Here is a 17,603-nt window from a genome sequence, read left to right on the forward strand (position 1 = left end):
CCGCAATGCCCCCCTCGCAGCGGCTGCCGAACGTGGCGGTGGACCGGCCAGACCCGTCATCTCAGTCAAAGGAAAACTGGTTGAAGGCGTTGCCGATACCGGTCCTGCTGCCTGACTTTTCTAAAGGAGAGAAGCATGTCTGAAGAAACCAAGAAAACGCAGCTCAGTCGAAGACAACTGCTCGGTACGTCGGCCTTTGTGGCTGCCGCCGGTGCAAGCGGTCTTGGTGGGGCGCTGTTTGCAGGCTCAACCGAGCCGGCATTGGCTGCTGCTGGCGGCACTGGTCACAGTGCGGAAGTGAAGCCTGGAGAACTGGACGAATATTACGTCTTCTTTTCCAGTGGGCAAACCGGTGAGGTCCGTATTGTCGGCCTGCCATCGATGCGCGAATTGATGCGCATTCCAGTGTTCAATCGCGATAGCGCGACCGGCTGGGGCCAGACAAATGAGAGCCTGAAGGTGCTGACTGAGGGCCTTTTGCCGCAAGATCAGGAGTTCCTCAAGGATCGTGGCGGCATATTCCTGAATGGTGACTTGCACCACCCGCATCTGTCGTTCACCGACGGAACTTATGACGGGCGTTATCTTTATGCCAATGACAAGGCCAACACGCGTGTCTGCCGCATCCGTCTTGATGTGATGAAATGCGACAAGATCATTCAGCTTCCGAACCAGCATACCGTGCATGGCTTGCGCGTGCAGAAATATCCGAAAACCGGCTATGTCTTCTGTAATGGTGAAGACCGCGTGCCGATCCCGAACGATGGCAGCAATCTGACCGACACCAAGCAATATCACGCGATCTTCACGGCCGTTGACGGCGAGACCATGAAGGTTGCCTGGCAGATCATGGTTGACGGCAATCTCGACAATGTCGACTGCGATTATCAGGGCAAGTACGCTTTTGCCACCTGCTACAATTCGGAGGAAGGTACGACGCTTGCCGAAATGATGTCGAGCGAGCAGGACTGGATCGTAATCTTCAATCTGAAGCGTATCGAAGAGGCGGTTGCCAAGGGCGATTTCAAGGAAATCAACGGCGTACCGGTCATCGATGGGCGTCACGGTTCCAAATATACCCGTTACATTCCCGTGCCGAACAGCCCGCATGGTATCAACACCGCGCCAGACGGTATCCATGTGGTTGCCAACGGCAAGTTGTCGCCGACCGTTACCGTGTTCGACGTTCGCAAGTTCGACGAACTTTTCGACGACAAAATCCAGCCCCGCGATGCAGTAGTTGCGGAACCGGAACTCGGACTTGGGCCATTGCATACCGCTTATGATGGCAAGGGCAACGCCTATACGACGCTCTTCATCGACAGCCAGATCTGCAAATGGAACATTGAGGACGCCAAGCGTGCCTTCAAGGGCGAGAAAGTCGATCCGATCCGGCAGAAGCTCGATGTGCATTATCAGCCGGGTCACAACCACACTTCCATGGGGCAAACCAAGGAAGCTGATGGTCAGTGGCTGATCTCACTCAACAAGTTCTCCAAGGATCGCTATCTCAATGTCGGGCCGCTCAAGCCCGAAAATGACCAGCTCATCGACATTTCCGGTGAGAAGATGGTGATTGTCCATGACGGACCAAGTTTTGCCGAGCCGCATGATGCGACCATTGTTCATCGCTCGAAGATCAATCCCGTCAACTTCTGGAGCCGTGAGGACCCATTCTTCGCCGATGCCGTCACTCAGGCGAAGGCTGATAATATCGACCTGATGGAAGACAATGAAGTGATCCGGGATGGCAATAAGGTACGCGTTTATATGACGTCTGCCGCGCCAGCCTTCGGTCTAACCGAGTTCACCGTCCAGCAGGGCGATGAGGTGACGGTTTATGTCACTAACATCGATGAAATCGAAGACCTCACCCACGGCTTTGCCATCATCAACTATGGTGTCAACATGGAGGTGGGTCCGCAGGCAACCGCGTCAGTTACCTTTACGGCCAACAAGCCGGGTGTGTGGTGGTATTATTGCTCGTGGTTCTGCCATGCCATGCACATGGAAATGAAGGGCCGGATGCTCGTGGAACCGAAGAAGGCCTGATTGCCATGAAGTTCCCCCGCCGGTTTCAGTCCTTCAGTGCCGCAATACTGCTGACCGCCGTTCTTTGCGACGGTTTGCAGGCACGGCAGATCGATGTCGTAGCAGGCGAAGGCGTACAGGCGGCTATCGACAAAGCGGAGCCGGGCGATGTCGTCCGGCTTCTGAAAGGCAAGCACAATGGCGCGGTTACGATCGACCGCGCCATTGAACTGACTGGCGAGCCAGGTGCCATTGTGGACGGACTTGGCTCGGGCAATGCCATAACGGTCAACGCACCGGACGCTATCGTGCGCGGGCTGGAAGTGCGCGGTTCGGGCGATAACATGCCCGACCTCAACTCCGGAATTCTCGTGGCCAAAACCGCCACGGGCGTACGCGTCGAGAACAATCGACTAATCGATAACCTCTACGGGATTTATTTGCATGGCGCCGCAAATTCCATCGCGAGCGGCAATGAGATCGTTGGCCGTCGAGGCGTGCGCATGGCCCAAACCGGTAGCGGCGTTTCCATCTGGAATGCGCCCGGCGCACAGGTTATCGGCAACGTCATTCGCTACGGGCGCGACGGCATCTATACCAATGCCAGCCGCAAGAATATCTTTCGCGACAATGTGATGGAGGATGTCAGGTTCGCCGTCCATTACATGTACACAGATGACAGCCAAGTCATCGGTAATGTTTCGCGCAACAATTCGGTCGGTTTCGCGATCATGTACACCAACCGTCTCAAGGTGCTGGACAACCTGTCCGACGGTGACCGGGATCATGGCTTGTTGCTCAATTATGCAAATAGCTCGGTCATTTCCGGCAATCGCGTGATCGGGCGCATGCAACCGATAGATCGCTGGCTCGATGCCGGTGTTCAGAAGGCTGAACACGGCCTTCCTGCGGACGACCAGACGGAAACCCAGACGGGCGAAACCTTGCGGCTCGGTCCGGAAAAATGCGTTTTCATTTACAACGCCAACAAGAACAAGTTCACCGAAAACAGTTTCGAGAACTGCAGCATAGGCATTCACTTTACTGCCGGTTCCGAGGGCAATGCCATGAGCGGCAACGCCTTCATCAACAACCGCAATCAGGTGAAATATGTCGGCACGCGCAACCTCGACTGGTCGGTCAATGGACGCGGCAATTACTGGAGCGATAATCCGGCCTTCGATCTCAATGGTGACGGTGTCGCAGATAGTCCTTACCGGCCCAATGATCTGATCGACAAGGTTTTGTGGACTGCGCCACAGGCAAAAATTCTCATCAATAGTCCGGCAATCGAGACAATCCGCTGGGCACAGACCCAGTTCCCGGCGCTTTTGCCGGGCGGTGTTGTCGATAGCTATCCCCTTATGAAGCCGCCGCATCCGGCCGATCCGGCGAAAGGAAAACCAAATGACTGAGACTGTCATTCTTGATCAGGTCACAAAGTCCTATGGCGGGTTCAATGCTATCAGCGATGCGAGTTTCCGCCTCCACGCTGGAGAAAGCATTGCGCTGGTCGGCCATAATGGTGCTGGAAAAACGACGATGATAAAGCTCATGCTCGGTCTGATCCGCCCGACCAAGGGCGCGGTTCGCGTGTTGGGCGAAGATCCGGCGACCGGTGCCTTTGCCGCCAGATTGCGGCTTGGCTATCTGCCTGAGCACGTCTCTTTCAATCTGGCGCTGACTGGAGCGGAAACGCTCGGCTTCTATGCGCGGCTCAAGAGAATGCCGGTTGCCCAAAATGTAGAACTGTTGGAGCGCGTCGGCCTTGCCCATGCCGCAAACAGGCGGGTCGGCACCTATTCGAAGGGGATGCGCCAGCGACTGGGGCTTGCTCAGGCATTGCTCGGGCAACCATCCGTTCTGTTGCTTGACGAGCCGACGACCGGTCTCGACCCCGCCTTGCGGCAGAGCTTCTATGAAGTTCTTGAAGAATTGCGGAGCAAAGGCGCGACAATCCTGATGTCATCCCATGCCTTGACCGAACTGGAAACCAAAGTCGGGCGCGTCATCATCGCGAACAAGGGCAAGATCATTGCCGATGGCTCCATCGATGCGTTGCGCCGGATTTCACAATTACCGCTTCGCATACGGGTGCAGACGCCAGACGTCTCCCGGTTGCCTTCGACAACCGCCAATGCTGCATTGCGCTGGCATCGTCTCGGCTCGGATATCTTCGAAACGGAAGCTCCGACGGAAGGCAAGATGGCTCTTGTCCGTGAAATCGTGGCCATGAACGACAATCTCACGGAACTCGATCTCGTTCCGCCGACGCTGGACGAACTTTACGCCCACTTCCTCAATGCCGGGGAAGCGGCCCTCGCGGAGGCAGCGGAATGAACAATATTCTCATAATCGCTTCCAAGGAAATTCAGGAAGGGTTGCGCAATCGCTGGGTTCTGGCGACAACGCTATTGCTTGCGGCATTAGCCTTGAGCATGACTTTTCTCGGCAGCGCACCCACTGGCAGTTCTGTTGCAGCAAGCAGGTTGGACGTTGTGATAGTCAGTCTCTCCAGCCTGACAATCTTCCTCATCCCTCTTATTGCCCTTCTCATTTCGCATGATGCAATCGTCGGTGAAATGGAACGCGGCACGATGCTGTTGCTTCTGAGCTATCCGATAAGCCGATTTCAGCTGGTTCTTGGAAAATTCGTTGGTCAGCTTGCTATTCTGTCCTTTGCGACATTGTTCGGGTACGGCGCGGCGGCTGTGGCGCTGATCGTGACCGGGTCCGGCGTGGATGCTGGAAGCTGGCTGTCGCTGTTCAAACTTATTATCTCGTCGGTCCTGCTGGGAGCCGTGTTCATCGCCATCGGTTTTCTTGCAAGCACCTTGGTGCGGGAGCGAAGCACGGCAGCAGGTATCGCCATCGGCGTCTGGCTGTTCTTCGTGCTGATCTATGACGCAGCACTTCTTGCTCTGCTGGTTTTCGATCAGGGCCGCATTGTTGGCGGTGGCATACTCAACGGTCTGCTTCTTCTCAATCCAGCCGACTCCTACCGGCTTCTCAACTTCGGTCTCGGACAGGCCGGATCTTTAACTGGCATGGGCGGAATAGCCGGTAACGCTACACTCTCGGCTCCAGCTCTGACGCTAGCGCTCGGCCTCTGGGTCATGCTGCCACTGTCCCTTTCCATGCTGGTTTTTTCGAGGAAAGAATTATGAAACGCGCTCTGTTTCTTGCCCCCCTGTTTCTGGTTCTGCTTGCAGGATGTTCTCCGGACGAAAAGAATGATGCCGTGATGGCTCCTTTCGCGCTGACGGAAAGCGCAATGGGCCGATATTGCGGAATGAATGTTCTGGAGCACCCCGGCCCCAAGGGGCAAATCATTCTCGAGCCGACAAACGAGGCAGTATGGTTCTCTTCCGCCCGCGACACACTCGCCTTTACGATGCTGCCTGAGGAGCCAAAAGGGATCGCGGCGATCTATGTTTCAGATATGGCGAAAGCGCCAAGCTGGGAAGAGCCGGGAGCGGAAAACTGGGTCGATGCGCGCAAAGCCTTTTTCGTGATTGAAAGCGCTGCTGTAGGTGGAATGGGGGCACAGGAGGCCGTGCCGTTTTCGACACGAGAAGCAGCAGAGAAGTTCGTTGCGGCAAAGGGCGGCCGTATTAGCACGTTCACCGAAATACCGGAGGATTACGTTCTCGGCGGTCAGTCGGTGCGGCCCTCCGATCTTGGAGCCGAAAGCCATGCGCATTGAAGGTGGACAGCGTGTCAGTCGTCGGCTTGTACTTGCGGGTGGTGCGGCTGGAGTAGTGTTCTGGGCCACTCCAAAACACGCAGTTTCACTCGACCTTCCTGAGCCCATCATCTGGCGTGGCCAGGCGATGGGGGCACCTGCCAAGATCATACTCTATCATCCGGATCGTTCGATTGCCGAAAGGTTGCTGCGCGAAGTTGTTCAAGAAGCGGAAAGGCTGGAGAACATCTTCAGCCTCTATCGTGAAGATTCAGAACTTGCCGAACTTAATCGCAATGGGGCGCTGGCATCGCCTTCGCCTGATCTGGTCGAGGTATTGCGTATCTGCCATGAATGCTGGCAGGCCAGCGACGGCCTTTTCGATCCGACGGTACAGCCCCTTTGGAACTGTCTGAAAAAGCATTTCTCGCAAGAACATCCTTCTCCCGACGGACCATCGCGACAGCTTTGGGATGAAGCGCTGGCGAAGGTAGGGTTCAGTCACGTTCTATTCGATGATAACCGTATTGCCTTCTCAAAACGGTCGATGTCTCTGACGCTAAACGGCATTGCGCAGGGCTATGTCACTGACCGGGTGACGGCATTGTTGCAAAGGGAAGGGGTCGAACATGCGTTGGTCGATATGGGAGAGTATCGCGCGCTTGGTTCGAGACCGGACGGTACGGCATGGCGCATCGGCATTGCCGATCTCGAAGCCGGAGCTAGAACCGAAGAACATGTTGATATCCGCGATCAGGCGCTCGCGACATCCAGCTTCACGGGCTTTCAGTTCGATGAGTCCGGACGGTTTAACCATTTGCTCAACCCAAAAACCGGATTTTCAGCAGCACTTTATGGTCGCGTGACGGTGACCGCCGCAAGCGCCGCAATGGCCGATGCTCTTGCCACGGCCTTCAATCTCATGGACTCAAAACAGATAGAGGATACGCTACAAAAACTGCGGGGAGTTTCCGCGCATGTCGTTACCCGCAACGGTACAAACCTTCGCTTTCCTGCTTGATTGATCCAATTCGGTTTGAGGTGATCAGTTTGTACTGCAAACACAGAAAGCGGCACCAAGGGATCAATGGAACATCTCGGTTCCAATAAAGTTAACAAACGGGAAATATGCATGAATATGTCAATCGCAATATGCCAAAGGAGAAATGAAATGAATTACCGTAAATACATTATTGGTTTCCTTCTAGCGACGACTATGAGTGGTTCGGCCTTCGCAGCGGATCATGAGGTCGATATGCTTAATAAGGGTGCAGATGGTCCCATGGTATTTGAACCGATGTTGAGTAAGATTGCGATCGGTGACACGATTACTTTTGTCCCAAAGGACAAGGGGCACAACGCAGAGACTATAAAAAAACTCATGCCAGAGGGGGCTGAGCCCTTCAAGAGCAAAATGAACGAGACGAAAACCTACGCATTCGAGAAACCCGGTGTCTATCTTATTAGATGTACCCCGCACTACAGCATGGGTATGGTTGCCCTCGTTATAGTCGGAGACGACACTTCGAACCTCCAATCCATCAAGGACGCCAAACTTCCAAAACCAGCCCGCGAGCGCGTCGATAAAGCACTGTCACAACTATAGGTAGACGGGCAGCTTTCTAAAGATGATCGGACATGTGGAATCGTCATGCCGATGAATGATAGGATATCTCCCCCTCCCCCGCGCGGATATTACGAACTGCGCGGGTTGCTTTTGATGCATAGATGTAACTGTCTTTCACAGATTGTGGAAGGGTTGTCTCAGTTGTCTCGCATATTGAGAGCCGACTCGAAAATTAAGTTGAGCGATTTCAGGAATTTATGATTCTCTGTGGTTTACTAACCTGGTTAATTCATAGCGGAATGGATATGGCGCGCATCGTGCAAATTACCGTGTGCCGAAGTAAGCGTTTTTCACAGGGGGACATTCGCCGGTTTTAAACGGTCGTTGTGTTATCTGGGTTTGGAAGTTGCGACGAACGGGTTGAGGTTTCGGGGCGTTTATGCCCTTTTTTTAAGTTGCCAGCTTTGAAATGCGTTCGAGCACGAGGCGCAGGATATTCTGGCCTGGGCAAGAGGTCGGCAGATGGAGACGGATCTGGGTCTTCATTTCGATCAGTCGCGCTGCGATCTTGATCAGGCGCAGCCGCAATGTGTCGAACTGAGCGACGGCGAAGCGTGAGCGTTTCGGCATCGCAGCGCGCAGGCCCCACATCACTCAATAGGCTGAGGTGCCCCGGCAAATGCGGGTATCTGCCTGGGCAGTGCACTGCGCTTGGGTTGGAGGGCAACTGATAAGCAGCGCACTTTTTGACAGTGACATGATTCTATAAAACGGAAAAGCCCCGGTAAGGGAAGGCCCACGGCAGGGAACTCAGGTTAATGAGATTTCGGGCTGTATTTGCATTGACGTGACGGTGTGATTCCTTAGGTGCTCTGATTCGGTTGGGAGCACTGCGATGGATGACTTGGTTGTTCGGTTTGTTGGCGAGGACGCCCCTCGTGCGCGGCTGGCGCTGTTGCTGGAGCATTTTTCCGATCTTTCGGACGATCGCGAACCGCAACGGATCATGTATCCGCTCAACGAAATGCTGCTGCTGGTGACCTGCGCCACCATCTGCTCGTGCGACGATTTCGACGATATCGTCGCCTGGGGCCAACATCATCTGACCTTTCTGCGCCGCTTCTCGGAGTTCCCTTTCGGCATTCCTGCGAGCGTTGGCTGCGTATCCTGGTCAACCGCATCGATCCGATCCTGTTCGGGCGCTGTTTCGAAAGCTGGATTGTGGCACTGTGGCCCGATCGCCACGACCTCATCGCCATCGACGGCAAGACGGCGCGACGCACCCTCGACAAACGCAAGGGGCTGAAGGCACTCCATACACTCTCGGCCTACGCCACCAAAGCGCGCCTGACCCTGGCGCAGCTCTCGGTCCCCGAAAAGACCAACGAGATCACCGCCATCCCAGATCTGCTCGATCAGCTTGCCGAGGCCAGGCAACTGGAAGGGGCGCTCGTCACCATCGACGCCATGGGCTGTCAGGTCGAGATCGCCGACAAGATCGTCGGCCATGGCGCCGACTATCTGCTGGCCCTCAAGGGCAATCACCCGACCCTGGAGGCCGACGTCGCTGCCTATTTCAGCGATGCGCCGACCGTCGAGCTGGTCACCAGAACCACGCTCGAAAAGGCTCATGGGCGCATTGAGACCCGCACCTATACAGCTTCCGACAATGTCTCCTGGATCTCCTCGCAGCGCAGCTATCCTGGGCAGCCGCGCTTTCGCAACATCAAGACCATCCTCAAGGTTCACACCCGCCTCGAATATGCCGACCGAAGCAGCAGTTCTCAGACACGCTATTTCATCTGCTCCGCTGTGCTCGATATCGAGCGCCTCGCCGCTGGCGTGCGCGGACATTGGGGCGTCGAGAGCATGCACTGGTTGCTCGACGTCGCCTTCAAGGACGACCTGTCCCGTTATCGCGCTGAACACGGTGCCAAGAACATGGCCGTAGTGCGCCGCTTCGCGCTCGGCCTCGTGCGCGCCAACAAAGCAAAGGGGAGCGTCAAGACAAAGCGCAAAACCGCCAGCTGGGATCCAAATTACTTGCTCGAAATCCTCCAGCAAAATTGACCGTTAACCTCGATTCCGTGCCGTGAGGGAAGGCCCAGGGCTATCGCATTTGGCCGATGATGGATCGAGCGAAGTCATTGGAGCATCCGGCCCGTTTTCTCTTGGCTCGGATCGAGACATCGGTTCTTGATTTTCTTAGGAAGTTGAGGGCGAGTTTTCGCAAGATTGCAAGGTTTTCCGGTGCGTTGTCCTTGCGGCTGCGGTCTTCTGGTCCTCGTCGAAGACCATGTCGAGGCCCCAATGGAGTACGTACTCGATCGACCAGCGCGAGCGGGCTGCGGCAAGATAGGTTTCAGGGAGAAGAGCGCGGGTTCGGTACTGGCGGTTTTGGTTCCGCAGACCCAACTGAGATCCTGACTGAAAAGGCGCGCCGCACTTCGAGGCGGCCATGATCTGCACCGCTCGTTTCGGCGCTCGGTAAAGTCTGGAGCACCTCGTCCACTGCAAAATAATCGGCAACCATCTTGTGCAAGGCGGGTCTGTTCACTTTCAATCGCAGCAAATAATCTCCGCCCTGATCGAGGATCAGTTGCGCGGTTTCTTCCTGGCAGTGAATGGCATCGGCCGTGACTAATACCAGCGCCTTATGACGCTGACTCATTTGTGACTTCCGTCAGGCCTGATTTCGTGATTCACCAATCAAAACGGGAGGATTTGAATGGGACGAGCAGTAGCATTGCGATCTGACTTCTGTGGCGATGATCTGCGGAGGCTTGCAAAACAGCATAAGGATGCGTCCTGTACGCGTCGCCTTCTGGCGCTGTCGCTGATCTATGACGGCCAAAGCCGCAGCGAGGCGGCCCGTTTTGGCGGTGTCGGCCTGCAGATTGTCCGGGACTGGGTATTACGTTTCAACGCCCACGGCTTGGATGGTTTGGTCAATGGCAAAGCGCCAGGCCGCGTACCCCTTCTCAATGATGAGCAGCGTCGGGCTCTGGCTGTTCTGGTTGATAGCGGCCCACAGTTTGAGGTGGATGGAACGGTACGCTGGCGTCTATGCGATTTGATACACTGGATTGCGGTTGAGTTTGGCATCACGGCCAGTCGTCAAACGGTAGCGCGTGAGCTGCGCATGATGGGCTATCGCAAATTGTCTGCCCGTCCCAAGCATCATGCGCAGGATAGCGAAGCCATCGCCGTTTTTAAAAAGACTTCCCTGCCACATTGGCACAAATCCGCAAAAGTCGGGCCAGAGGCAAAGAGATAGAAATCTGGTTTCAGGACGAAGCCCGTGTTGGACAGAAGACCAAGATTACCCGGCGATGGGCGAAGCGGGGAACAAGGCCATCAGCGCCGCAGGATCAAAGAACGCGATCCGTCTATATATTCGGCGCCATCTGCCCCAAATGGGGCAAAGGAGCAGCCCTTGTCATGCCGTGGTGCGATACGCATGCAATGAACGAGCACCTTGCAGAAATATCGCGGCATGTCGCGCGCAATGCCCACGCCGTTCTCATCCTCGATCAAGCAGGTTGGCATATGACCGACAAGCTGCTGCTGCCTGACAACATCACCCTGCTGCCCCTGCCGCCAAAGTCGCCCGAGCTCAATCCGATGGAAAACATCTGGCAGTTCATGCGTGATAATTGGCTGTCAAACCGCACCTTTGAAACCTTTGACGACATCATCGATCATTGCTGCAAAGCATGGTGCAAGCTGATCGCTGATCCTTGGACAATCATCTCAATTGGATTGCGAGATTGGGCGCATCGGTTCTAATCAATGGGCCTTGGTATAATTGCTGTAGGTATGCATTTATTGACTTGTATCAACGACATCCGGCTTTTGCGCCATATGCTGGCATTTCGAACCACTAAGGTATTCAGTCGTGCAACATATCAAGTTCACATTCTGGGGCATTTTTTTAGTTTTGACCGTCCTGTGGCTGATTGAAGAACCTCACGTGTATGAGACGACAACTTTCTTCGCGCTTCGTGGGACCATGGTCCAGTACAGCGGAATTATCGCCATGGCTTCTATGAGCGTAGCCATGGTTTTGGCACTTCGCCCCCGCTGGCCGGAGCGGTGGTTCGGCGGACTTGATAAGATGTACCGCCTACACAAATGGCTAGGCATTGCGGTTCTCATCGTCTCGTCTATTCACTGGCTGTGGGGCAAGGGACCGAAATGGGCTGTTGGCTGGGGCTTGATTGAGCGCCCGGTACGCGGGACGAGACCGCCGCTGGAAAACCCGGTCGAGCAGTTTTTATTGGGCTTGCGCGGATCTGCAGAAGATCTGGGTGAATGGGCATTTTATATAGCAGCTCTGCTGATCGTTCTGGCTCTGGTCAAGTATTTTCCCTACCGGCTTTTTTACAAGACACACCGGCTTTTGGCCGTCGTCTATCTGGTGCTCGTTTTCCATACCGTAGTGCTGATGACGTTCAGATATTGGCTTTCACCCATCGGCATCGTGATGGCATTGCTTTTGGCTTCAGGCACCTTTGCGGCAGTGAAAGTACTTCTGCGACGTGTGGCTGTGAAACAGCAGGTTCTGGGCGAGATATCATCAATTCACTACTATCCCGGCGTACGGACACTTGAGGTCGAAATCGACGTCCCACAAGGCTGGCCAGGTCACAAGTCGGGCCAGTTCGCATTCGCGACATCGGACAGTTCAGAAGGAGCACACCCTTACACGATAGCTTCCGCGTGGAATAAAGAAGATAAACATATCACCTTCATCACCAAGGAACTGGGCGATCACACCGACCGCCTGTACGAGAAGTTAAAGGTCGGGCAGGTTGTAAAACTCGAGGGCCCATATGGCTGTTTTGATTTTGACAACGGCCAACTACGCCAGATCTGGATCGGTGGCGGTATTGGCATCACGCCCTTCATTGCCGGCATGAAACATCTGGCGCAAGAGCGGATTACAAATCCAGATGCGCCACACAAGCTGATCGATCTATTTCACACCACGACCGATTACGACGAGAACGCTATCAATAAGCTGAAGGCCGATGCGCTGGCTGCCGGCATCCGGCTACATATCCTGGTAGACTCGCGCGACGGATTCTTGACCGGCGATCGCATTCGGGCTGCCGTACCAGATTGGCGTGAGGCCAGTATCTGGTTCTGCGGTCCGGCAGGTTTCGGAGAGTCATTACGCCGAGATTTTGAGGCGCAGGGCCTACCGGTCGCGAAACGGTTCCATCAAGAGTTGTTCGCAATGCGGTAGAAAACGATGTTCGCGCGAGCTGAAGCACAATCCGGGAAGCATTTTGATTAATCAATCGAACAAGGTCGGGATTAGTGATTTCGACATCGACCGTCTTCCGATTACATAGTGTGATCGCGCGTTTGTTTTGCTTCTCATTGGAAAGGTGGTTGCTTCCCGATAAGATGAAATACTGGCTTACGACTGGGCACCAGGCCCAGCATCAAACAGGAAGCAACCATGAAACAATTTATCGGCCTTGACATCTTATTAAAAGATACATTCTGTTTATACTTCAAACCCATTGGGAATCCTGAAAGGCAATAGCTTTTTCCAAGTTTTCAAACCAAACTATCTGATCAAGACAAATTCACACCTGCCACCTGATGTAGCGCAGATAGCGAGGGTATCTCTATGCAGCTATGATCCCGCGAGGTGATGAGGCCAAGATTGCGCAGTCTCGTGAAACTTCTACTCACGGTTTCAACAGTCAAACCTAAGAAGTCGGCGATATCCTGTCTTGGCATAGGAATATGAACGAAGCCTCTGTTGGGGGACCGTTGAGCGAGAAGAATGATAAAGCATGATAATTTTTCGACTGGTGCCAGCCGACCCAGTATGAGTTGAATAAAGTTCGCCTTCCTTAACGAATCCTTTGTCTCGGCGTGAGAATATTGCTTAATTCTTTCATCTCTAACGATACACTCCTGGAATTTAATTTTAGATAGGGAGGTAATATTGCTTGTTACGATGGTTTCAATTGTCAATGAATATTGTTCATCGTCGATAATCCCTATTAGTTCTCTTGGGAATATGAAGTGTGTTATCTGCCGCCGACCGTCGGGCAAGACTCTGAAAGCTCTTAATAAGCCCTCATTCACCATGTAAATCCGACCGATTTTGTCACCCTCTCGAGCTATGGTAACGTTCTGGGGAATGGTTTTATCAACACCATTGCATTGCGAGAATGCGATCGCTCCAGAGAGTTCATTGAATAGTGTTTTCCTGACCACAGTCGACGCGTCAAGGCTTATAACATTCGTTTTTTCAGAACTCATTTCGATGACCTGAAGAGTTAATATTGTGTCTTATTCTCAAAGTGGATGGCTCCATAAATCTAATCACTAACATCGTGCGAAATCCCACTATCCATTTGGGGTAGAGATGAGAAGATCAGACTGGTGAAGTATATCGGGTTTTGATGTGATGGAGTATAACTTTCGAGGCAGGCTCCGGTTTTTCGCTTCGGCGAACACCTCACACAAGACTTCGACAGCATCTGGAACCAGAACTATCCGAGTGATATTTTTCTATACTTGATGCTTCTTGATTGAAATCAATGCGGCTTATCTTGCAACCCATAAACTCAGGTCGGTTGCATTGAAAGAGAGCGGGATTAATGCATGAGTGACATCGCACAAGACGGCGATGGAAAACGATTTCGTTTTCCTACCGCATTCACCATTCTTTTTGGCCTCATTGTCATTGTCGCGGCGCTGACCTGGATCATTCCAGCTGGCCAGTACGAGCGAACCATGAATGCGGCTTTGAACAAGGAAGTTCCTATTGCTGGGACTTACAAGGTCGCTGAATCCAATCCGCAAGGTATTACAGATATATTCATGGCACCGATCGGAGGGCTTTATAATCCTTCGACCAATCAGGCCAACGCCATTGATGTGGCGGTGTTCGTTCTCATTATTGGTGGTTTTATTGGTGTCGTCACCTCCACTGGCGCGATTGATGCTGGCATTGGCAGCGCCATGGTTGCGCTCAAGGGGCGAGAGAAATGGCTAATCCCTGTGCTTATGGCACTGTTCGCCTTCGGCGGTACAACCTATGGCATGGCAGAGGAAACGCTTGCCTTCTATATGCTTTTGCTTCCAATCATGATAGCGGCGCGTTTCGATGCAGTAACTGCGGTCGCTGTCATTTTGCTTGGTGCAGGCGTCGGCGTTCTTGGTTCGACAGTCAATGCATTCGCTACGGTCATTGCCTCGGATGCTGCGGGCGTACCTTTCACTAACGGCCTCGTGTTGCGCTGCATCATATTGGGACTTTGCTGGCTGGCCTGTGTGATCTACGTGATGCGCTATGCCGAACGGGTGCGGCAAGATCCTACAAAATCGCTTGTCTATGACATGAAGGCGGCTAACGAAAAGCACTTTCTAAGTGCGCATGAAGGTGAAAAGGCTAACTTTACACTTTTGCACAAGATCGTACTCACGGTTTTTGGTGTCACCTTTGTCGTCATGATCTGGGGCGTGTTGAAAGGCGGCTGGTGGATGGGGGAAATGAGCGGGTTGTTCCTCGCTTCAGCCATCCTGATCGGCTTTATCACACGCCCTGGTGAGGCAAGTTTTGTCGACAGTTTCGTCAACGGTGCACGCGACCTGCTTGGCGTGGCGCTGATCATTGGCCTGGCGCGCGGCATCGTCGTGGTCATGGACGCTGGCAAGATCACAGATACCATCCTGCACTGGGCGGAGCTTTCCGTCTCCGGGTTGGGTAAGGTGGCCTTCATCAACGTGATGTACTGGCTTCAGGTACTTATGTCCTTCTTCGTGCCGTCTTCGTCCGGTCTGGCGGTCCTTTCCATGCCGATCATGGCACCTGTGGCAGATTTCGCCGGCGTTGGCCGCCAGTTTGTGGTCACCGCCTATCAGTCTGCAAACGGGCTCGTGAACCTGATCAATCCGACTTTTGCGGTCGTAATGGGTGCCTTGGCCATCGGTCGCGTTCCCTATGAACGCTGGTTGCGCTTCATGTGGCCGCTGCTTTTGATCCTGACCATTATCATCATGGCGTGCCTGAGCGCCGCTGTTCTGCTTGCCTGAAGGAGATTGCAATATGAGCTTAACTTATGGTGTTCATTCTGAAGTTGGCAAACTGCGCCGTGTCCTCGTCCATCGTCCGGGCTCGGCACTTGCTCGCCTGACGCCATCGAACTGTCATGAGCTGCTTTTCGATGACGTCATCTGGGTGAAGCAGGCCCGTGTCGAACATCTCACTTTTGTCGATGCCATGAGACATCGTGGCGTGGAGGTTGTCTTTCTGCGAGAGATGCTGGCAGAGACGATGCAGGATGCCGAGGCCCGGCGCTGGCTTCTGGAGCGCCGTGTCAACGAGAATACCGTAGGCGTTGGTTTGGCCGACGATTTGCGATCATACCTCATGGAGATTGACGCCGATGCCTTGTCGCTGATCCTGATGGGCGGTTTGAGTAAAACCGAACTGCCAATCGAGGGGCGGGGGCTTTTCGCGCCAACATTGCGTCCGGAGGATTTCGTCCTGCCGCCTCTGCCCAATCATCTGTTCACTCGCGATACAACCTGCTGGATCGGTGGTGGCGTCACGCTCAACCCGATGCGTTGGAATGCACGCAAGCTGGAAACAGTCAATATCACGGCCATCTATCGTTTCCATCCGGATTTCCGCGATGCGGGCTTCCCGGTCTGGTGGGGTGATCCCGATACGGATTATGGGCTTGCCACATTGGAGGGTGGAGATGTCATGCCACTTGGAAACGGCATTGTTCTTGTCGGTATGGGTGAGAGGAGCACGCCGCAGGCGGTGGGGCAACTGGCGCGCGCATTGTTTCAGAAGGGGGGGGCTGAGCATGTGATCGCCTGCAAGCTGCCTGTAGAGCGTTCATCCATGCACCTGGATACTGTGTTCAGCTTTTGCGATCGTGATCTCGTGACGCTCTTTGCCGATGTTGCAGAAAAGATCGAGCCCTATTCGATCCGTCCGGGCAAGACAAAAGATGAAATAGACGTCAGGGCGGAAGGACGCAAGCTTACCGAGGTTGTTGCTGAAGCGCTGGGACTGAAGAAGTTGCGCGTTGTTGAAACGGGTGGTGATGCTTACGTCGCCGAGCGCGAGCAGTGGGATGACGGCAACAATGTCGTTGCACTGGAGCCGGGTGTGGTCATTGCCTATGACCGCAATACCTACACCAATACACAATTGCGCAAGGCAGGCGTCGAGGTCATCACCGTGCCCGGTGCAGAACTCGGGCGCGGGCGAGGCGGCGGCCACTGCATGACCTGTCCATTAATACGCGATCCAGTTTGAGGAGACGAAAATGCCAGTCAATATCAAGGGCCGTAGCGTCCTGAAGTTGCTCGATTTCACGCCGGATGACATCCGGTTCCTGCTAAAGCTCTCGGCCTCATTGAAACAGGCCAAATATGGCGGTTATGAAGATCAAAGGCTGAAAGGCAAGAACATTGCGCTGATCTTTGAAAAAGACTCCACTCGCACGCGTACCGGGTTCGAGGTCGCCGCCTATGACCAGGGTGCACATGTTACCTATCTGGGGCCCACCGGTACCCAGATAGGTAAGAAGGAATCCATGAAAGACACAGCCCGCGTGCTTGGTCGTGTCTACGACGCTATCGAATATCGCGGCTTCGGGCAGGAACAGGCGGAGATTCTGGCGAAATGGTCGGGTGTGCCGGTTTATAATGGTCTGACAGATGAATTTCATCCGACCCAGATTCTGGCCGACTTTCTTACCATGCGCGAATATACCCGCAAACACCTGTCGCAAGTCACCTTCGCCTTCCTCGGCGATGCCGGCAACAATATGGGCAATTCACTCCTGACAGGGGCGGCACAGATCGGCATGGATGTGCGCCTTGCCGCACCGAAAGCCTGTTGGCCAGAACAGGAACTGATCGATCGCTGTCGGGAAATCGCGCTTCAGACCGGTGCGCGCATTACACTCACCGAAGACCCCGTAGCCGCCGTCAAGGGATGTGATTTTATCTATACGGATGTCTGGGTATCGATGGGCGAGCCGGATTCGGTGTGGGCAGAACGTATTGAACTGCTGACGCCCTACCGTGTGACGCCGGAGATCATGGCGGCGGCTGGCAATCCGCATGCGAAGTTCATGCATTGTCTTCCAGCCTTCCATAATCGCGAGACGGAGATCGGAGAGAAGATATTCGAGAAATTCGGCATCGACTGCATGGAGGTGAGCGAGGCGGTCTTTGAATCAAACGCTTCTATCGTTTTCGATCAGGCGGAAAACCGCATGCACACTATCAAGGCAATACTCGTAGCAACGTTGGGAAGTTGAT

At 54.1% G+C, this 17,603-nt stretch carries 13 protein-coding genes and 4 pseudogenes; 13 read left to right on the forward strand and 4 right to left on the reverse strand.

The window, feature by feature from the left end:
• Nucleotides 1–135 precede the first annotated feature (135 nt).
• The 7 genes from nosZ to HWX93_RS18795 all read left to right on the forward strand — a co-directional run bounded on the left by nosZ (nt 136) and on the right by HWX93_RS18795 (nt 7,322).
• Nucleotides 136–2,052 carry a TAT-dependent nitrous-oxide reductase gene (gene nosZ, locus HWX93_RS18765; protein WP_100650323.1) on the forward strand — a complete coding sequence of 639 codons (1,917 nt, stop codon included), beginning with the start codon at nt 136–138 and terminating at the stop codon, nt 2,050–2,052.
• A 5-nt stretch (nt 2,053–2,057) separates the two neighbouring features.
• On the forward strand, nt 2,058–3,446 hold the full coding sequence (locus HWX93_RS18770) for a nitrous oxide reductase family maturation protein NosD (protein WP_176038304.1): 1,389 nt from the start codon (nt 2,058–2,060) through the stop codon (nt 3,444–3,446).
• On the forward strand, nt 3,439–4,371 hold the full coding sequence (locus HWX93_RS18775; RefSeq protein WP_176038305.1) for an ABC transporter ATP-binding protein: 933 nt from the start codon (nt 3,439–3,441) through the stop codon (nt 4,369–4,371). The genes HWX93_RS18770 and HWX93_RS18775 overlap by 8 nt, the downstream gene beginning before the upstream one ends.
• Entirely contained in the window at nt 4,368–5,198 is an 831-nt protein-coding gene (locus HWX93_RS18780) for an ABC transporter permease subunit (protein WP_176038306.1), read from the forward strand. The genes HWX93_RS18775 and HWX93_RS18780 overlap by 4 nt, the downstream gene beginning before the upstream one ends.
• The gene (locus HWX93_RS18785; RefSeq protein WP_176038307.1) at nt 5,195–5,737 is read left to right on the forward strand and encodes a nitrous oxide reductase accessory protein NosL; all 543 of its coding nucleotides are present in this window, start codon (nt 5,195–5,197) and stop codon (nt 5,735–5,737) included. Before HWX93_RS18780 ends, HWX93_RS18785 begins: the two co-directional genes overlap by 4 nt.
• Complete coding sequence (locus tag HWX93_RS18790) at nt 5,727–6,737, forward strand: FAD:protein FMN transferase (RefSeq protein ID WP_176038308.1); 1,011 nt, start codon at nt 5,727–5,729, stop codon at nt 6,735–6,737. The genes HWX93_RS18785 and HWX93_RS18790 overlap by 11 nt, the downstream gene beginning before the upstream one ends.
• A gap of 150 nt (nt 6,738–6,887) precedes the next feature.
• The gene (locus HWX93_RS18795) at nt 6,888–7,322 is read left to right on the forward strand and encodes a pseudoazurin (protein ID WP_094513215.1); all 435 of its coding nucleotides are present in this window, start codon (nt 6,888–6,890) and stop codon (nt 7,320–7,322) included.
• A 411-nt stretch (nt 7,323–7,733) separates the two neighbouring features.
• On the opposite strand, the pseudogene HWX93_RS18800 reads toward HWX93_RS18795, so the two are convergent.
• Nucleotides 7,734–7,937, reverse strand: a pseudogene (locus HWX93_RS18800) (transposase); the annotation flags it as partial.
• Nucleotides 7,938–8,178: 241 nt separating this feature from the next.
• On the opposite strand from HWX93_RS18800, the pseudogene HWX93_RS18805 reads away from it, so the two are divergent.
• Nucleotides 8,179–9,353: pseudogene (locus tag HWX93_RS18805) on the forward strand (ISAs1 family transposase).
• Between the two features lie 40 nt (nt 9,354–9,393).
• Here the strand turns inward: HWX93_RS18805 and HWX93_RS23275 are convergent.
• Together HWX93_RS23275 and HWX93_RS23280 are read right to left on the reverse strand one after the other, a co-directional pair.
• Nucleotides 9,394–9,641 (reverse strand): annotated as a pseudogene (locus tag HWX93_RS23275) (ISAs1 family transposase); the annotation flags it as partial.
• Nucleotides 9,642–9,644: 3 nt separating this feature from the next.
• Nucleotides 9,645–9,927 (reverse strand): annotated as a pseudogene (locus tag HWX93_RS23280) (ISAs1 family transposase); the annotation flags it as partial.
• Between the two features lie 84 nt (nt 9,928–10,011).
• Between HWX93_RS23280 and HWX93_RS18815 the strand changes: the two are divergent.
• Both HWX93_RS18815 and HWX93_RS18820 read left to right on the forward strand, forming a co-directional pair.
• A protein-coding gene (locus tag HWX93_RS18815; RefSeq protein ID WP_176038310.1) for an IS630 family transposase occupies nt 10,012–11,072 on the forward strand; the annotation gives its coding sequence in 2 pieces (ribosomal slippage) (nt 10,012–10,504 and nt 10,504–11,072; 1,062 coding nt in all).
• A 109-nt stretch (nt 11,073–11,181) separates the two neighbouring features.
• On the forward strand, nt 11,182–12,534 hold the full coding sequence (locus tag HWX93_RS18820) for a ferric reductase-like transmembrane domain-containing protein (RefSeq protein WP_176038311.1): 1,353 nt from the start codon (nt 11,182–11,184) through the stop codon (nt 12,532–12,534).
• Nucleotides 12,535–12,872: 338 nt separating this feature from the next.
• On the opposite strand, the gene HWX93_RS18825 is transcribed toward HWX93_RS18820, so the two are convergent.
• Nucleotides 12,873–13,571, reverse strand: coding sequence for a Crp/Fnr family transcriptional regulator (locus tag HWX93_RS18825; RefSeq protein WP_176038312.1), 699 nt, complete (start codon nt 13,569–13,571; stop codon nt 12,873–12,875).
• Nucleotides 13,572–13,916: 345 nt separating this feature from the next.
• Between HWX93_RS18825 and HWX93_RS18830 the strand changes: the two genes are divergently transcribed.
• From HWX93_RS18830 to argF, 3 genes are read left to right on the forward strand one after another with little or no spacing between them, the layout of a single operon-like run.
• A complete protein-coding gene (locus HWX93_RS18830) occupies nt 13,917–15,350 on the forward strand; it encodes a YfcC family protein (protein ID WP_011983031.1) in 1,434 nt (477 codons plus the stop codon).
• 13 nt (nt 15,351–15,363) lie between these two features.
• Entirely contained in the window at nt 15,364–16,590 is a 1,227-nt protein-coding gene (gene arcA / locus HWX93_RS18835; RefSeq protein WP_011983032.1) for an arginine deiminase, read from the forward strand.
• A gap of 10 nt (nt 16,591–16,600) precedes the next feature.
• The gene (argF, locus tag HWX93_RS18840) at nt 16,601–17,602 is read left to right on the forward strand and encodes an ornithine carbamoyltransferase (RefSeq protein ID WP_011983033.1); all 1,002 of its coding nucleotides are present in this window, start codon (nt 16,601–16,603) and stop codon (nt 17,600–17,602) included.
• Nucleotide 17,603: the final 1 nt, after the last annotated feature.

This window comes from Brucella tritici, from assembly GCF_902825325.1.
Lineage (GTDB): Bacteria > Pseudomonadota > Alphaproteobacteria > Rhizobiales > Rhizobiaceae > Brucella.

Excerpts from the sequence above, each read along its gene's own strand:
- HWX93_RS18830 (WP_011983031.1), top strand. The coding sequence starts at position 13,917 with ATGAGTGACATCGCACAAGACGGCGATGGAAAACGATTTCGTTTTCCT.
- HWX93_RS18785 (WP_176038307.1), top strand. The coding sequence starts at position 5,195 with ATGAAACGCGCTCTGTTTCTTGCCCCCCTGTTTCTGGTTCTGCTTGCA.
- HWX93_RS18780 (WP_176038306.1), top strand. The coding sequence starts at position 4,368 with ATGAACAATATTCTCATAATCGCTTCCAAGGAAATTCAGGAAGGGTTG.
- arcA (WP_011983032.1), top strand. The coding sequence starts at position 15,364 with ATGAGCTTAACTTATGGTGTTCATTCTGAAGTTGGCAAACTGCGCCGT.
- HWX93_RS18825 (WP_176038312.1), bottom strand. The coding sequence starts at position 13,571 with ATGAGTTCTGAAAAAACGAATGTTATAAGCCTTGACGCGTCGACTGTG.
- HWX93_RS18795 (WP_094513215.1), top strand. The coding sequence starts at position 6,888 with ATGAATTACCGTAAATACATTATTGGTTTCCTTCTAGCGACGACTATG.
- nosZ (WP_100650323.1), top strand. The coding sequence starts at position 136 with ATGTCTGAAGAAACCAAGAAAACGCAGCTCAGTCGAAGACAACTGCTC.
- HWX93_RS18770 (WP_176038304.1), top strand. The coding sequence starts at position 2,058 with ATGAAGTTCCCCCGCCGGTTTCAGTCCTTCAGTGCCGCAATACTGCTG.
- HWX93_RS18790 (WP_176038308.1), top strand. The coding sequence starts at position 5,727 with ATGCGCATTGAAGGTGGACAGCGTGTCAGTCGTCGGCTTGTACTTGCG.
- HWX93_RS18775 (WP_176038305.1), top strand. The coding sequence starts at position 3,439 with ATGACTGAGACTGTCATTCTTGATCAGGTCACAAAGTCCTATGGCGGG.
- argF (WP_011983033.1), top strand. The coding sequence starts at position 16,601 with ATGCCAGTCAATATCAAGGGCCGTAGCGTCCTGAAGTTGCTCGATTTC.